Here is a 14987-nt window from a genome sequence, read left to right as displayed (position 1 = left end):
CAGGCTCATTAGTTAGGCTAACTAGTGTGACGGAGCGGACGGTGACGGCGAAACGCGTGCCACCGGCGCAGCTGGCTCCTCAGCTGCGAGATGCGATCACCCGGCTCAACCGGCGGGTCCGACAAGCCCGGCCGGTCGGCGACCTCACGGTCACCCAGCTGTCGGCGCTCACCAGCCTCAACCTGGCGGGCGCCCTCACGCCACGGGAACTGGCTGATGTCGAACGGGTGCAGCCGCCCACGATGACGAAGATCGTCGCGAAGTTGGAGGAGCGCGGCCTCGTGCAGCGCACCCCCCATCCGACCGACGGACGGCAGGTCATCCTGGCGGCGACCGAAGGGGGAAGGGCCGTACTCGACCAGTTCGAGCGGGCCCGCAACGAGTGGCTGGCCACCCGGCTGGCCGCGCTGACCGAGGACGAACGCGAGACGCTACGGCGAGCAGCGGACATCCTCCAGGGCATCGCTCGCGCCTGACACCGCCGCCCGCGGTTCGCTTCGTCAGCTGTGGATGAAGCGTACCGACGCGAGGAGGCGCACCTAGAGTGCAGGCCAAGCTGAGCACGATGTTCCAGTCCCTACGAGTCCGCAACTATCGACTCTTCGCCACCGGGCAGCTGATCAAACTGATCGGCGTCTGGATGATGTTCATCGCCCAGGACTGGCTCGTCCTCGAGCTCAGCGACAACTCCGCGACCGCGCTCGGCGTGGTCACCGCGTTGCAGTTCACCCCCGTACTCCTGCTCACGCTGCTGTCCGGCCGGCTCGCCGACCGCTACGACAAGCGGATGCTGCTCTTCGTCGCCAACGCCTTCTGGACCGTGCTGTCGCTCGCCATGAGCATCCTGGTCCTCACCGGCCTGGTGCAGCTCTGGCACGTCTTCACGTTCGCCGCCCTGCTCGGCGTCGCCAACGCGGTCGAGACACCGGTCCGCCAGGCCTTCGTCTCCGAGCTGGTCGGCATGCCGCTGCTGCCGAACGCGCTCTCGCTCAACGCAGCAGTGTTCAACTCCGCCCGGATCGTCGGCCCGGCCGTCGCCGGCCTGGCCATCGCCGTCGTCGACGTCGGCCCGGTCTTCCTGGTCACCGCGCTCAGCTCGATCGCCCCGCTGGTCAACGTGGTCCGGATGCGTACCGACGAGCTGCACCGCAAGGACCTGCCGCCGGTCGGCGAGCGGGACCAGGTCCGGGTGGTCGACGGCCTCCGGTACGTGGCACGCCGCCCGGACATCCTGCTGCCGATGGTCCTCATGTCGGTGATCGGGATGAGCCTGTTCAACTTCCAGCTCACCCTCGCCGCGCTCGCGAAGACCGTGTTCAACACCGGCGCCGCCTCGTTCGGCCTGTTCAGCACCGCCCTCGCGGCCGGCGCGCTGGTCGGGGCGCTGGCCGGCACCGGACGGCGCAGCCGGCCCTCGGTCTGGCTCGTGCTCGGCGCCGCGATCGGCTGCGCGATCTTCGGCACGCTCGTCGGGCTCGCCCCGGCGTACTGGATGGTCGTGACGCTGCTGCTGCCCGCCGGGTTCTTCATGATCTACTTTGCCCAGGCCGCCAACCAGCGCGTACAGCTCGGTGTCGACGCGTCCTTCCGGGGACGGGTGATGGCGCTGTGGGTGCTGGTGTTCCTGGGCACCAACCCGGTCGGCGCGCCGCTGATCGGCTGGGTCGCCGAGACGTACGGCGCGGGCGCGAGCATCTGGGCCGGTGGCCTGATCTCGCTCACCGCCGCGCTGCTGGCGCTCACCTGGCAGCTGCGCCGCTCCGGCGCCCGGCTGCGGATGCGGGTGCTGCCGATGCCCCGCTTCTACGTGGTTTCGCCCGGCGCCAAGTAGCCCTGATAGCCGGTCGTACCGGCCCGATTACCCAAACGGGTGGCGGGCCGGTGCGGCAGGGCTTAGCGTCGATGTGTGGAAGTGGGGCAGGGACTGCTGCTGGCGCTGGCGATCCTCGCCGTCTGCTGCCTGCCTGCCCTGTTCGCGCTGCTGTTCTGCGCCGACGAGATCATCGATCGGGTCGCCTGCGGATGGGCCGAGTGGCGGGAGCAGCGCCGGGAACGCCGTACCATCGCGCGGCTCGACCGGGCCATCGAGGCCGAGGCGCTGACCCGCGACATCGACCTCACCGAGTTCGACAAGGACGGCCGCCGCCCGCTGGAACAACTCGCCACCGACCTGCGCCGTCTCGGCGGCCACCGGCTCGCCGCCGCCGACCGCAGCGTGGTGTGGCACGGCGCGGTCATCGAGGCGTACGACGAACGGCTGCGCGCCGCCTGCCACGCGCTCGGCATCGCCGAACACCTGGCCGAACTGGACGGCGTCGACCGGGAGATCGAACGGGTACGCGTCGAAGGGCTGCTGCACGCCGCCGGGCTGACCCTGCCGGCCGCGCGCGCCGCGCACCACCAGCGGCACCGCTGACCGGGTGCGTCTCTTCGCGGCGATCTACCCACCTGCCGTGGTCGTCGCGGACCTGACCGCCCGGATGAAGGGCCTGCGGGTCGCGGCCGCCCGCCACGCCCGCCTCGCCGACCCGGCGAACCTGCACCTCACGCTCGCCTTCCTCGGCGAGGTGCCGGACGACCGGCTGCCCGATGTGAAGCACGCGCTCGCCTCGGCCGCCCGGACGGCTCGTTCCCCGCGGCTGTGCCTGGCGGGTGGCGGCTGCTTCGGTGAGGGCCGGTCCACAGTGCTCTGGGTCGACGTGCGCGGCGACGTCGAGGCGCTCGACGCGCTCGCCTTGTCGATCCGCGACGGGCTGCGCGAGGCCGGGCTGCCCTGTGACGACAAGCCGTTCCGGGCGCATCTGACCATCGCCCGCCCCGGCGACCGGGTGCCCGAGGCCGACGTCCGCTCGGACGTGCACACGCTGCACGACTACGCCGGGCCGCAGTGGACGGCCGGCGAGGTGCTCCTGATCCGCAGCCACCTGGGCCGTACGCCGCGCTACACCCCCGTCGTCGCGTGGGCGCTGGCGGCGGGCGCTTAATTCGGGCGGGGCGTTAAGAAGGGGCCCCTCCTCTACCGGAGGCGTTAAGAAGGGGCCCTTCCTTTCCTACCAGGCCCAGGCCTCGGGGCCGGGGCCGCCGTTGCCGACCGGCGGGAACAGCTCGTCGAGGCGGGTCAGCGTCGACTCGTCCAGCCGGACGTCTAGGGCACCGAGGTTGCGGTCGAGCTGGTCCATGGTGCGCGGGCCGACGATCGGGGCGGTCACGCCCGGCCGGGACAGCAGCCACGCCAGCGCCACATCCGCCGGGTCGTGACCCAGGTCGGCGCAGAGCTTCTCGTACGCCTCGATGGTGTTCCGGTGCTCGGCCAGCGCGTCGGCCGAGCGGCCGGTGGTGCCGCGCGCCGCGCTGCCCTCGGCCATCTTGCGGATGATGCCGGAGAGCAGCCCGCCGTGCAGCGGCGACCAGGGGATGATGCCCAGCCCGTAGTGCTGCGCGGCCGGGACGACCTCCAGTTCGACGTACCGGGTCAGCAGGTTGTAGATGCACTGCTCGGAGACGAGCCCGAGGAAGTTGCGCTTGCCGGCCGCGGCCTGCGCCTGCGCGATGTGCCAGCCGGCGAAGTTGGACGATCCGACGTAGAGCACCTTGCCCTGGGCGACGAGCGTCTCCATCGCCTGCCAGATCTCCTCCCACGGCGTGGTCCGGGAGATGTGGTGCATCTGGTAGAGGTCGATCGTGTCGGTCTGGAGCCGACGCAGCGAGTCCTCGCAGGCCCGGATGATGTGCCGGGCGCTCAGGCCCTGCTCGTTGGGCCACTCGCCCATCTTGCCGTACACCTTGGTGGCGAGGACGACCTTGTCGCGGCGCCCGCCGCCCTGCGCGAACCAGCGGCCGACGATCTGCTCGGTGACGCCCTCGCCGAGCTTCCAGCCGTAGACGTTCGCGGTGTCGAAGAAGTTGATCCCGTGTTCGAGCGCCCGGTCCATGATGGCGAAACTGTCCGGCTCGTCGGTCTGCGGACCGAAGTTCATCGTGCCGAGGCAGAGTCGGCTCACGGACAGACCGGTGCGTCCCAGGTTCGTGTACTCCATGACTCCACCCTGGCACGCCGGCACTTAGAGTGCCCTCTCAACGAGCCAGGGTGGAGCGGTGGATCAGGATGATTCGCGGGCCGCCGGGCCGGTGCCGAACAGCACGTCGTCCCAGCTCGGCAACCGCTTGCGCGGCTTGCCACCGGCATCGGTGGACTCGGCTGCCGCACCGCCGGTCGCCGCCGCGGGGCCGGTGCGGCGGGGCCGCAGCACGGCGAGCGAGGGTACGGCCGGGATCTCCTTCGGCGCGTCCGAGTCGTCGTCGAAGGCCGAACCCTGCCCACCACCGAGCAGCGCGGCGGCACCACCGGCGACGGCCCGCTGACGGGGCGCCTCCTGCCCGGCCAGCGCAGCCGGGGAGCGGGTGTCGAGACCACGCCCGGACGTGCCGCCGAGCGGCCGGTCCAGCGAGGCGAGCAGCGCGTCCCGGCCGGCGCGGATCGGGTCACGCCCCGGACGGGCGTGCTCGGATGCGGCCGGCAGGCCGTGCCCACCCCGGCTCGGCTCGCCACGCGACGGACCGGGCAGCGCGTGACCGCCCCGCTCCGGCGCCGGCTCCTGGCCGAGGATCGGCGTGGGCCGCTCGGCGCACAGGTATTGCGCCATGTCGTCGTGCGGGGCGACGTTCTGCCGGGTCTTGTCCAGTTCCCACACCGCCTGGGCGGTGGCCTTGCCGGACGGCCAGGTCGCGATGATCCGCCAGGTACCGTCGTCGCGGCGGTAGGCGTCCCACGAAATCTTCTCGGTGTCGATGCCGTGCTGGGCCAGCCGGCCGTTGACGACCTCGGCCAGCGGGGTCGGCTTCTCCGCGCCCTTGAGCCGGGTGCGGCGGGCGTGCTGGGCGAGCATGGCCCGCTCCTGGAGCACCGGACCGGCGTAACGCAGCACCCGGTCGACTGGTACGCCCGCGATGCGGGCGACGTCCTCCGCGGACTCGCCGGACCGGATCCGGGCCTGGATGTCGCGTGGGGACAGCGACGGCGTCGGGTCGGTGGCGCTCGGCACCACAGCGAGCGGCGGGGCGCCCGGCTCGGCGTGCAGCGCCGACGCGATCCGCTCGTCGATGGGCAGCGCCAGCAGGCGCCCCACCTCGTCGGCGAGCACCAGGGCCTGGCCGTCCTCGGAGAGGGCGACGAAGCGTACTGGGCGCATGGGCTTGCCTCCGTCCCGCTTCGCTGGCCGTCACGCCACGGGAGCCGGCCACCCGGGCGTCTCGCACCACCGTACGCTCATCTACCCGCCGATGGGGACTGCGACACCCCGGCATGTCGTGACTGAGCTGCGGTAACGATCACGGTGGGTGGCCGCCGGGGCCCCGACGGCCACGCACCGTCACGACGTGATCAGAGTCGCTCCACCACGTAGTCGATGGACGCGGTGAGCGCCTCGACGTCGGCCGGCTCGACGGCCGGGAACAGCGCCACCCGCAGCTGGTTGCGGCCCAGCTTGCGGTACGGCTCGGTGTCGACGATGCCGTTGGCGCGCAGCGCCTTGGCGATCGCCGTGGCGTCCACCTCGTCGGCGAAGTCGACGGTGGCGACCACGTTGGACCGCAGCGCCGGGTCCGACACGAACGGCGTGGCGAACGACGAGCGCTCGGCCCAGCCGTACACGATGCCGGCGCTCTCGGCGGTGCGCTTGGCCGCCCAGGCCAGCCCGCCCTGGGAGTTCATCCAGTCGGTCTGCTCCGCGGCCAGGAAGATGGTCGCCAGCGCCGGGGTGTTGTACGTCTGCTCCAGCCGCGAGTTGTCGATCGCGGTGACCAGGTCGAGGAAGGCCGGGATGTACCGGCCGGACTCCTTGACCTCGGTGGCCCGGGCCAGCGCGGCCGGCGACATCAGGGCCAGCCAGAGCCCGCCGTCGGAGCCGAAGCACTTCTGCGGCGCGAAGTAGTAGACGTCGGTCTGGGCGACGTCCACGTCCAGCCCGCCCGCGCCGGAGGTGGCGTCGACCAGCAGCAGCGAGCCCTCGTCGGCGCCCGCGACCCGGCTGATCGGCACCGCGACGCCGGTGGAGGTCTCGTTGTGCGGGGTGGCGTAGACGTCCACGCCGGCCTCGGCCACGAGCGACGGGGCGCTGCCCGCGTCGGACTTGCGCACGGTCGGCTCACCGAGGAACGGCGCGTCCTTGACCGACTTGGCGAACTTGGCGCCGAACTCGCCGAAGCTGGCGAACTGGGCCCGGTCGCGGATCAGGCCGAACGTGGCGACCTCCCAGAACGCGGTGGTGCCGCCGTTGCCGAGCACCACCTCGTACCCCTCGGGCAGGGAGAAGAACTCGGCCAGGCCGCGGCGCAGCCGGGACACCTGGTCGCGGACCGTCTTCTGCCGGTGCGACGTGCCCAGGTAGCTGGTGGCGACGTCGGAGAGGGCGGAGACCGCGGCCGGACGGACCTTGGACGGGCCGCAGCCGAATCGTCCGTCGGCGGGCCTGATCTCGTCGGGAATCCGGATGGTCGGTGCGTCAGCCACGGTTGTCTTGATCCTTCCGCGTGGGCGGGACGGGCCCTTGGTGCGGGCGCGGACCGATGGCCGGGCGTGCGCCGGGCGCACGAGGCGGCCGGGGTCCGAACCCGGCCGGCAGCGCTGCCGGCCTTCATCCTCCCACCCGGGCGGCCCGGACCGGCGGCTGGTCCCACTGTCGGCGCTGAGTCGTGCGCCACAGCGGTGCAGCGCCTCGTGGGCACGGAGCCGGGCGTTAAGAAGGGGCCCCGCCTCTACCGGAGGCGTTAAGCGGGGCCCCTTCCTTACACGTCAGACGCCGTGCGGGATGGCGTCCCAGCCCTCGACCTGCTGCGGCTTGCGCGGGCCGTGGCCGACGTACGTGGCCGACGGCCGGACCAGCCGCTGGAGCTTCTTCTGCTCCAGGATGTGCGCCGACCAGCCGCCCATCCGGGCGCAGGTGAACATCGAGGTGAACATGTGCGCCGGCACCTCGGCGAAGTCCAGCACCACCGCGGACCAGAACTCGACGTTTGTGGCGAGGACGCGGTCCGGGCGGCGGGCCTGGAGCTCGGCCAGCGCGGCCTTCTCCAGCGCCTCGGCGACCTCGAAGCGGGGCGCGCCCAGCTCCTTGGCGGTACGCCGCAGCACGCGGGCGCGCGGGTCCTCGGCCCGGTAGACCCGGTGGCCGAAGCCCATCAGGCGCTCGCCCCGGTCCAGGACGCCCTTGACGTACCCATCGGCGTCGCCACTGCGCTCGACCGCCTCCAGCATGCTGAGCACCCGGGACGGGGCGCCGCCGTGCAGCGGGCCGGAGAGCGCGCCGATGCCGGAGGAGATGCAGGCCGCGGCGTCCGCGCCGGTGGAGGCGACGATCCGGGCGGTGAAGGTGGAGGCGTTCAGGCCGTGCTCGGCGGCCGAGATGAAGTACGCGTCGACGGCCTTGACGTGCCGCGGGTCGGGCTCACCGCGCCAGCGCTTCATGAACCGCTCGACGATGGTCTCCGCCTTGTCGATCTCCTTCTGCGGCACGGCCGGCAGGCCCAGGCCGCGCGCCGACTGGGCGACGAAGGACAGCGCGGTGACCGACACCCGGGCCAGGTCCTCGCGGGCCTGCTCGTCGGAGATGTCGAGAAGCTGGTTGAGCCCCCAGTACGGGGCCAGCATGGCGACCGCGGACTGCACGTCGACGCGGATGTCACCGGAGTGAACCGGCACCGGGAACGGCTCGGCCGGCGGCAGGCCCGGGCCGAACCGGCCGTCCACCAGCAGTGCCCAGACGTTGCCGAACGAGACCTGGCCGATCAGGTCCTCGATGTCCACGCCCCGGTAGCGCAGTGATCCCCCCGCGCGGTCGGGTTCGGCGATCTCGGTCTCGAAGGCTACGACGCCTTCCAGGCCCGGTTTGAAATCGGACATGTCGTCTCCTGGCTTCGGCTCGGCGCGCCCGGGCGGGCTGATCGAGCCCCGCAGCTCAGGCGACCCTTCAGGGATGTGGTTCGTGACATCTTGCCCGGTGGGTAACGCGCTGCGCGACCCACAGCCACTGTGCGCCACGCGACATCCCCGCCGGTGGACGCCCGTTCGGGGAGGAGAAGACTGGGTACCGGGGCCTGGCCAGCGTCGGGGGACGCCGGCACGCCCGGGAGAGGGACTACCACAGTGACAGGCGACACACCCGCCCCGGCCGGCATGCGTAACGAGTACGCGGCCGGCCTGGGCCTGACCGAGACGGACCTGGCGCCGGACTGGCACACCCAGTTCGCCCGCTGGTTCGCCGACGCGGTGGCCCATCAGCTGCCCGAGCCGAACGCGATGGTGCTCGGCACGGCCGACGACCGGGGCCGGCCCAGCGGGCGCACCGTGCTGCTCAAGGGATACGGCCCGGAGGGCTTCGTCTTCTACACCAACCACGGCTCGCGCAAGGGCGCCGAGGTGATCGGGAACCCGTGGGCCAGCCTGGTGTTCCCCTGGTTCCCGATGCAGCGGCAGGTGATCGTGACCGGCCGGGTCGAGCAGGTGGACCGGGCCGAGACCGAGGCGTACTTCGCCACTCGGCCGCGCGGCTCGCAGCTCGGGGCGTGGGCCAGCGCCCAGTCGACGGTGGTGCCGGACCGGACCGCGCTCGACGCGGCGTACCGGGCGGCGGCCGAGCGGTTCGCCGACGTGGACCCGATCCCCGCGCCGCCGTACTGGGGCGGGTTCCGGGTCCGTCCGGAGACTGTCGAGTTCTGGCAGGGCCGGGCCAGCCGGCTGCACGACCGGCTGCGCTTCCGGCGTACCGGGGACGGGTTCTTCGTCGTCGAGCGGCTCGCGCCGTGACCGACGTCACGCAGGCCCGGCGGCGGGGCGCGCGCCGCTGGGCGATCGACCTGCGTCCGCTGCGCGTGCCCGCGTACCGGCGGGTCTGGACCGGCAACGCGATCGCCATGTTCGGGTTCCAGTTCACCGCCGTGGCGGTGCCGGTGGAGATGTTCGACCTGACCGGCGGCTCGCTCTGGGTCGGTCTGCTCGGCATCGCGGGCTTCGTACCGCTGCTGATCTTCGGGCTGTGGGGCGGCGCGGTCGCCGACGCCCGGGACCGCCGCCGCGTGCTGCTCGTCGGCGGCTGCGTGCTCTGGGTCTCGACGCTCGGGCTTCTGGTGCAGTCGCTGGCCGGTGCGCGCAGCCCGCTGCTGCTCCTGCTGCTCGTCGGCCTCCAGTCGACCGCCTTCGCGATCACCTCGCCGGCCCGCAGCGCGATCCTGCCCCGGCTGGTGCCCGCGGAGCTGGTCCCGGCGGCCACCACGCTGAACTTCACCACGTTCACCGCCGCCGCCGTCTTCGGCCCGCTCGCCGCCGGCCTGATCTTCGCCGCCTGGCAGGTCGGGGTGGCGCTGCCCATCGCGTACGCGGCGGACGCGCTGCTGTTCACCGCGTCGCTCTGGGCCACGCTGCGGCTGCCCGCGATGCCGCCCGCGCCGGACCCGGACGGCGGTGTCCGCAAGGCCGGGTTCGCCAGCATCGTCGACGGCTTCCGCTACCTGGCGACCACGCGGGTGCTGCTGCTCTCCTTCGCCATCGACCTGATCGCGATGATCCTGGCCATGCCGCGGGCGCTGTTCCCGGAGCTGGCGCAGGAACGCTTCGGCGGTGCCTCGGCGGTGGGCTGGCTCTACAGCTCCATCGCCATCGGCGCGATGCTGGGCGGCCTGACCTCGGGGTGGATCGGCCGGGTACGACGGCAGGGCCTCGCGCTCACAGTGGCGGTGGTCGGCTGGGGCGTGGCCATCGCGCTCGCCGGGCTGGCCGGGCAGCTGTGGGTGGCGGTGGTGCTGCTGGGCGTCGCCGGCGCCGCCGACCTGGTCAGCGCCACGCTGCGCCAGTCGATGCTGCTGGTCTACGCGCCGGACCGGATGCGTGGCCGCCTCCAGGGCGTGAACACGGTCGTGGTGGCCGGTGGCCCGCGTCTGGGCGACCTGCGGGCCGGTGCGATGGCCGCCGGTTTCGGCACCGGCTTCGCCATGGTCGGTGGCGGCCTGGCCGCCGCCGTACTCGCGGTGCTGCTGGTGGTGGCGTTCCCGGCGCTGCTGCGCTATCGCTCGACCACTCCCGCCGAGGACCGGCACTGACGGTAGGGTCGCCGACATGGGGATCGACGTGCAGCCTCCGTCCGGTACACAGTGGACCATCGCGGCCGACGGCCACGAGGCCGTCGTGGTCGAGGTGGGCGGCGGCCTGCGGGCCTACCGCTACGACGGCGTGGACCACCTCGATGGGTACGCCGAGGACGAGGTCTGCCCCGGCTCGGCCGGGCAGGTGCTGGCGCCGTGGCCGAACCGCGTCCGGGACGGCGTCTACACGGTCGGGGAACGGTCGTTTCAGCTCGACCTCACCGAACCGGAGCGGCACAACGCCCTGCACGGCCTGGTGAACTGGGTGCGGTGGCAGCCGATCGAGCAGTCGGCGGACAGCGTGACCGTCGGCTACGACCTGCCGCCGAGCCCCGGCTACCCGTGGGCACTGCGGCTGCGGGCCCGGTGGAGCGTCGGCCCGGACGGCCTGCGGGCCGAGCACGAGGCGACGAACGTCTCCGACGAGCCCGCGCCGTTCGGCTTCTCCGTGCACCCCTACCTGCAACTGCCGAAGGTCGGTGTGGACGAGTTGCGGTTGCACGTACCGGCCCGGCGGCGGGTGCTGGTGGACAGCCGCCTGCTGCCGGTCGCCGCCGCCGAGGTGACCGGCTCCGAGTTCGACTTCACCAGCCCGCGCCCGATCGGCGACCTGGTGCTCGACACCGCGTTCGGTGACGTCGAGCGGGACGCCGACGGCGGCTCGGCGGTGGTGCTGAGCGCGCCGGACGGCTCGTCCGGGCTGCGGATCTGGGCAGACCGCGAGTTCGGCTGGTGGCAGGTGTTCACCGGCGACACGCTCGGCGGGGAACGGCACCGCCGGTCCGTGGCGGTGGAGCCGATGACGTGCCCGCCCGACGCGTTCCGCTCCGGGAAGGACCTGATCATGCTGGAGCCGGGGCAGACCTGGCGGGGCGCCTGGGGCGTCCGCCCGGAGGTCTGAGCGTGGAGTTCGCCGACGTCGTCCGGCGCCGCCGGATGGTGCGCAACTACGACCCCGACAGGCCGGTGCCGCCGGAGGTGGTGGACCGGCTGCTCGACCACGCCGTCCGGGCCCCGTCGGCCGGGTTCTCGCAGGGCTGGGGCTTCCTGGTGCTGGAGGAACCCGAGGACCGGGAACGGTTCTGGGCCGCGACCACGCCTGGTGGCGGCGGCCGGGAACGCTGGCTGGCCGGGATGCGCCGGGCGCCGCTGATCGTGGTGCCGCACGCCAACCGCGACGCCTACCTGGACCGCTACGCCGAGGCGGACAAGGGCTGGGCGGACCGCGCCGAGGACCGCTGGCCGGTGCCCTACTGGTACGTGGACACCGGTTTCGCGGCGCTGCTGATGCTGCTCACCGCCGTGGACGAGGGGCTGGGCGCGTGCTTCTTCGGCATCCCGCCGCAGCGCATCGGGGCGTACCGGGAGGCGTTCGGGGTACCGCCGGAACTGCACCCGATCGGTGCGATCACAGTAGGTTACCGAGCTGTCGACCACCGGTCACCGTCGCTGCGCCGAGGGCGGCGTCCGGTGCAGGATGTGGTGCGGCGGGGACGGTGGACCTGAGCGGTTAGGCTGACATCCACATTGTCAGCCTGGCCTGGGGAGGAGAGCACGCCGTGATCTTCAGGGCGGTCCGGGACGGGCGTCCCTACCCGGAGCACAACCTCACGCTGAAGCAGTGGGCCGAGATTCCGCCGCGCCCGCTGCGGCTTGACCAGCTCATCACCACCAAGCGCGAACTCGCGCTGGACAAGCTGCTCGCGGAGGACTCCACCTTCTACGGCGACCTCTTCCCGCACGTCGTCCAGTGGAACGGCGGCCTCTACCTGGAGGACGGCCTGCACCGGGCGCTGCGCGCGGCGCTCCAGCAGCGCAACCAGATCCACGCGCGGGTGCTCGTGCTCGGTGACCAGGGCGAGTGACGCCTCCCTGAGTCTTGGTTAAGGTGACGCCATGACTCCTCTCGACCTGCTCGACATCGATGCGTCGCTCAGCGACGAGGAGCGGCAGATCCGCACCGTCGTGCGCCGGCTCGTGACCGACCGGGTACGCCCGCACGTCGCCGGATGGTACGAGGACGGCCAGGTTCCGGCCCGCGAACTGGCCCGCGAGTTCGGCAAACTCGGCCTGCTCGGCATGCACCTGACCGGCTACGGCTGCGCCGGCGCGTCAGCGGTCGCGTACGGGCTCGCCTGCCTGGAACTGGAGGCCGGCGACTCCGGCGTCCGCTCGCTGGTGTCGGTGCAGGGATCGCTCGCCATGTACGCCATCTGGCGCTACGGCAGCGAGGAGCAGAAGCAGCGCTGGCTGCCCGCCATGGCGGCCGGCGAGGCGATCGGCTGCTTCGGGCTCACCGAACCCGACCACGGCTCCGACCCCGCCTCGATGGCCACCCGCGCCCGCCGCGACGGCGACGACTGGATCCTCAACGGCAGCAAACTGTGGATCACCAACGCGCCGATCGCGGACGTGGGCGTGATCTGGGCGCGTACCGACGACGGGGTGCGCGGCTTCGCCGTACCCATGGACACGCCGGGGGTGACGGCGCGCGAGATCCGGCACAAGATGTCGCTGCGCGCGTCCCTGACCGGCGAGATCGCCCTCGATGACGTCCGGCTGCCGGCCGACGCGCGACTGCCCGAGGCGATCGGGCTCAAAGCGCCGCTGGGATGCTTGACCGAGGCCCGGCACGGCATCGTCTGGGGCGCGCTCGGCGCGGCCCGCGACTGCCTGGAAACCGCTCTGGAGTACGCGACCACGCGCACCCAGTTCGGCCGCCCGCTCGCCGGTTTCCAGCTCACCCAGGCCAAGCTCGCCGACATGGCGGTGGAGTGGAACAAGGGCATGCTGCTCGCGCTGCACCTGGGCCGCCTCGCCGACGCGGGCACGCTGCGGCCCGACCAGGTGAGCGTGGGCAAACTGAACAACGTCCGCGAGGCGCTCGCCATCGCCCGGCAGTGCCGCACGATCCTCGGCGCCAACGGCGTATCGGGGGAGTACCCGGTGATGCGGCACGCCAACAACCTGGAGAGCGTGCTCACCTACGAGGGCACCTCCGAGATCCACCAGCTCGTCATCGGCCAGCGGCTCACCGGCCTGTCCGCGTTCGCCTGACCTGCGGCTTCACCCGATCGGGGCGCTCGGCGAGCGACTGTCGCACGGTGGCCGTACCGTCATTGTCAGTCGATGTGTCGGCTGAGGATCGATGTGTCGGACGAGGAAGAGTCGGACGAGGACGGTGAGGGCGATGGCCCGCGACGGTGACATCAACGAGCCCACCCGGGAGTTCCCGGACTACCCCACCAGCGAGTCCCTTCGCGACCGGGCGGAGGGCTCGCCCGACCACGACCGCGAGTACGCCCCCGGTGCCCCGGCGTCGGGCGGCGGCCCGGCGCGCGGCCTGCTCTGGGTGCTCGGCGCGGCGGCGCTGGCGGTCGTGGTGCTGCTCGGCGTGCAGGCCACCGGTCTGCTGCCCGACTTCCGCAACCCGTTCGCCAAGGAGCAGACCGACCGCAGCCAGCCGCCGCTGCTCAAGTCGATCCGTGACCTGAGCCGCTACGTCGCCGCCGAGGGCAACTTCCAGGTCGTGGTCGACGTGCAGAACGACAGGCGCAACGTGCCCGACTTCCTGCTCAACGAGCGCACGCTGTTCGTCGGGGCGGGCCGGGTCGAGGCGTACGTCGACTTCGGGAAGATCGCCGACGGTGCCGTGGTGGTCTCCGAGGACGGCAAGTCCGCCGAGATCAAGCTGCCCGCGCCGCAGCTCGGCGAGACCGATCTGGACATGGACAAGAGCTACGTGTTCGCCGAGCAGCGCGGCCTGATCAACCGGCTCAACGACCTGGTCGCGGGCGACCCGAACCGGCAGCAGCAGGTCTACAAGCTCGCCGAGGACCGCATCACCGCTGCCGCCCGGGACAGCGGGCTCACCGCCCGGGCCCAGGAGAACACCCGCAAGATGCTCGAAGGGCTGCTGCGCTCCCTCGGGTACGAGAAGGTGACGGTCACGTACACCGCTCCCTGACCGCTCTGACGCCGCGCGCCCGCCCCGATGATCCGGGGCGGGCGCGTCGCGTGTGTGCCGGCGTCCCGGCTCGTGTCGCGTCAGCGGGTGGCGAGGTAGCGGTCCTCGTTCGGCATCAGGATCCACAGGATCAGGTAGACGATCACCTGCGTGCCGGGCAGCAGCAGCGACAGCAGGAACAGCAGCCGGACCATGCCGGCCGACATGCCGAACCGCTGCCCCAGGCCGGCGCAGACACCGGCGATCATGCGCCCCTGGCGGGGCCGGACCAGTTTGCGACTCATCGTCGTCTCCCACTTCTGCGGCGATCCGCCGCGCTGATTCCACGGTAGAAAGGGGTACGCGCCGCGCCCTCAGCCCCGAGGAGGATCGGCGACCCGGGCACCCGTAGGTGCTTACCCCGGCGCTTCCTCACCAACGCCCCCGCTCCTCGCCTCACCCTCGCGCCGCCCTCGCGCTGCCCCGTGCCGCCGTCGCGCCGCCCCGCGCAGCCCTCGCGATCTTGCAGTTGCGGCCCCCGTTGTGCCCGATTCGCGTAGTTGTTCAGGGCCGCAGCTGCAAGATCGCGGGAGTGGTGGGGGTGGCGTCGGCCGGGAGGCCTGCTCGGCGAGGGGTGCTGCGTCGAGCGCTTTCCGCCTCGCGGGACTGGCGTTCCGCTGACTGGGACAGTGGAGATCTTGGTAGGAAAGTGCCCCTATGGGGGCCATTCGGTACCAAGATCTCCCCGGGGGCAGGCCACGGCGCGTCGATCTTGGAGTTGTGGCACCTCGCGAAAGGCGTTAATCGGGCATCCTGGGCACCATAACTCCAAGATCGACGGGGAGGGGCGGGGCGGGAGTCGGCGGCAGTAGCGCGAGGGCGGGCGGGGCGCTGTCTCTTATACACATCT

At 72.2% G+C, this 14987-nt stretch carries 16 protein-coding genes; 11 read left to right on the top strand and 5 right to left on the bottom strand.

Annotated features, from left to right (window positions below; genetic code table 11):
* Positions 1-26: 26 nt before the first annotated feature.
* The 4 genes from IF06_RS0129360 (at position 27) to thpR (ending at position 2984) form a co-directional block, all read left to right on the top strand.
* Positions 27-476 carry a MarR family winged helix-turn-helix transcriptional regulator gene (locus tag IF06_RS0129360; RefSeq protein WP_030274920.1) on the top strand — a complete coding sequence of 150 codons (450 nt, stop codon included), beginning with the start codon at positions 27-29 and terminating at the stop codon, positions 474-476.
* 68 nt (positions 477-544) lie between these two features.
* Positions 545-1831 carry an MFS transporter gene (locus tag IF06_RS0129355; protein WP_030274918.1) on the top strand — a complete coding sequence of 429 codons (1287 nt, stop codon included), beginning with the start codon at positions 545-547 and terminating at the stop codon, positions 1829-1831.
* Positions 1832-1906: 75 nt separating this feature from the next.
* Positions 1907-2416: a hypothetical protein gene (locus IF06_RS0129350; RefSeq protein WP_013283716.1), complete on the top strand. Its 510-nt coding sequence runs from the start codon at positions 1907-1909 to the stop codon at positions 2414-2416.
* 4 nt (positions 2417-2420) lie between these two features.
* Entirely contained in the window at positions 2421-2984 is a 564-nt protein-coding gene (gene thpR / locus IF06_RS0129345) for an RNA 2',3'-cyclic phosphodiesterase (RefSeq protein WP_030274916.1), read from the top strand.
* Between the two features lie 66 nt (positions 2985-3050).
* Here thpR and IF06_RS0129340 read toward each other — a convergent pair whose 3' ends face one another.
* From IF06_RS0129340 to IF06_RS0129325, 4 genes are all read right to left on the bottom strand, one after another.
* On the bottom strand, positions 3051-4037 hold the full coding sequence (locus IF06_RS0129340) for an aldo/keto reductase (protein WP_013283718.1): 987 nt from the start codon (positions 4035-4037) through the stop codon (positions 3051-3053).
* Positions 4038-4100: 63 nt separating this feature from the next.
* Positions 4101-5189, bottom strand: a complete 1089-nt coding sequence (gene sepH / locus IF06_RS0129335; RefSeq protein ID WP_030274914.1) for a septation protein SepH — start codon at positions 5187-5189, stop codon at positions 4101-4103.
* Positions 5190-5380: 191 nt separating this feature from the next.
* Entirely contained in the window at positions 5381-6508 is a 1128-nt protein-coding gene (gene serC, locus IF06_RS0129330) for a phosphoserine transaminase (protein WP_030274911.1), read from the bottom strand.
* 282 nt (positions 6509-6790) lie between these two features.
* A complete protein-coding gene (locus IF06_RS0129325; RefSeq protein ID WP_013283721.1) occupies positions 6791-7897 on the bottom strand; it encodes a citrate synthase 2 in 1107 nt (368 codons plus the stop codon).
* Positions 7898-8170: 273 nt separating this feature from the next.
* On the opposite strand from IF06_RS0129325, the gene pdxH reads away from it, so the two are divergent.
* The 7 genes from pdxH to IF06_RS0129290 all read left to right on the top strand — a co-directional run bounded on the left by pdxH (position 8171) and on the right by IF06_RS0129290 (position 14098).
* Positions 8171-8800 carry a pyridoxamine 5'-phosphate oxidase gene (gene pdxH / locus IF06_RS0129320; RefSeq protein WP_052166230.1) on the top strand — a complete coding sequence of 210 codons (630 nt, stop codon included), beginning with the start codon at positions 8171-8173 and terminating at the stop codon, positions 8798-8800.
* Entirely contained in the window at positions 8797-10089 is a 1293-nt protein-coding gene (locus IF06_RS0129315; protein WP_013473749.1) for an MFS transporter, read from the top strand. Before pdxH ends, IF06_RS0129315 begins: the two co-directional genes overlap by 4 nt.
* Positions 10090-10105: 16 nt before the next feature.
* Positions 10106-11032, top strand: a complete 927-nt coding sequence (locus IF06_RS0129310; RefSeq protein WP_013473750.1) for an aldose 1-epimerase family protein — start codon at positions 10106-10108, stop codon at positions 11030-11032.
* A gap of 2 nt (positions 11033-11034) precedes the next feature.
* Entirely contained in the window at positions 11035-11637 is a 603-nt protein-coding gene (locus IF06_RS0129305; RefSeq protein ID WP_030274907.1) for a nitroreductase family protein, read from the top strand.
* A gap of 53 nt (positions 11638-11690) precedes the next feature.
* On the top strand, positions 11691-11996 hold the full coding sequence (locus IF06_RS0129300) for a type II toxin-antitoxin system VapB family antitoxin (protein WP_013283726.1): 306 nt from the start codon (positions 11691-11693) through the stop codon (positions 11994-11996).
* 31 nt (positions 11997-12027) lie between these two features.
* Positions 12028-13188: an acyl-CoA dehydrogenase family protein gene (locus tag IF06_RS0129295; RefSeq protein WP_013473751.1), complete on the top strand. Its 1161-nt coding sequence runs from the start codon at positions 12028-12030 to the stop codon at positions 13186-13188.
* Between the two features lie 133 nt (positions 13189-13321).
* The gene (locus IF06_RS0129290; protein WP_013283728.1) at positions 13322-14098 is read left to right on the top strand and encodes a DUF4230 domain-containing protein; all 777 of its coding nucleotides are present in this window, start codon (positions 13322-13324) and stop codon (positions 14096-14098) included.
* A gap of 80 nt (positions 14099-14178) precedes the next feature.
* Here IF06_RS0129290 and IF06_RS0129285 read toward each other — a convergent pair whose 3' ends face one another.
* Complete coding sequence (locus IF06_RS0129285) at positions 14179-14382, bottom strand: PspC domain-containing protein (protein ID WP_013283729.1); 204 nt, start codon at positions 14380-14382, stop codon at positions 14179-14181.
* Positions 14383-14987: the final 605 nt, after the last annotated feature.

The organism is Micromonospora globosa, from assembly GCF_000717585.1.
GTDB classification, from domain to species: domain Bacteria; phylum Actinomycetota; class Actinomycetes; order Mycobacteriales; family Micromonosporaceae; genus Micromonospora; species Micromonospora aurantiaca.
The sequence above is the reverse complement of the archived record's forward strand: the minus strand, read 5'-3'. Positions and strand labels throughout refer to the sequence as shown.

Coding starts and splice junctions, on each gene's coding strand:
- IF06_RS0129285 (WP_013283729.1), bottom strand. CDS start 14,382: ATGAGTCGCAAACTGGTCCGGCCCCGCCAGGGGCGCATGATCGCCGGT.
- IF06_RS0129290 (WP_013283728.1), top strand. CDS start 13,322: ATGGCCCGCGACGGTGACATCAACGAGCCCACCCGGGAGTTCCCGGAC.
- IF06_RS0129325 (WP_013283721.1), bottom strand. CDS start 7,897: ATGTCCGATTTCAAACCGGGCCTGGAAGGCGTCGTAGCCTTCGAGACC.
- IF06_RS0129340 (WP_013283718.1), bottom strand. CDS start 4,037: ATGGAGTACACGAACCTGGGACGCACCGGTCTGTCCGTGAGCCGACTC.
- IF06_RS0129310 (WP_013473750.1), top strand. CDS start 10,106: ATGGGGATCGACGTGCAGCCTCCGTCCGGTACACAGTGGACCATCGCG.
- pdxH (WP_052166230.1), top strand. CDS start 8,171: ATGCGTAACGAGTACGCGGCCGGCCTGGGCCTGACCGAGACGGACCTG.
- IF06_RS0129295 (WP_013473751.1), top strand. CDS start 12,028: ATGACTCCTCTCGACCTGCTCGACATCGATGCGTCGCTCAGCGACGAG.
- sepH (WP_030274914.1), bottom strand. CDS start 5,189: ATGCGCCCAGTACGCTTCGTCGCCCTCTCCGAGGACGGCCAGGCCCTG.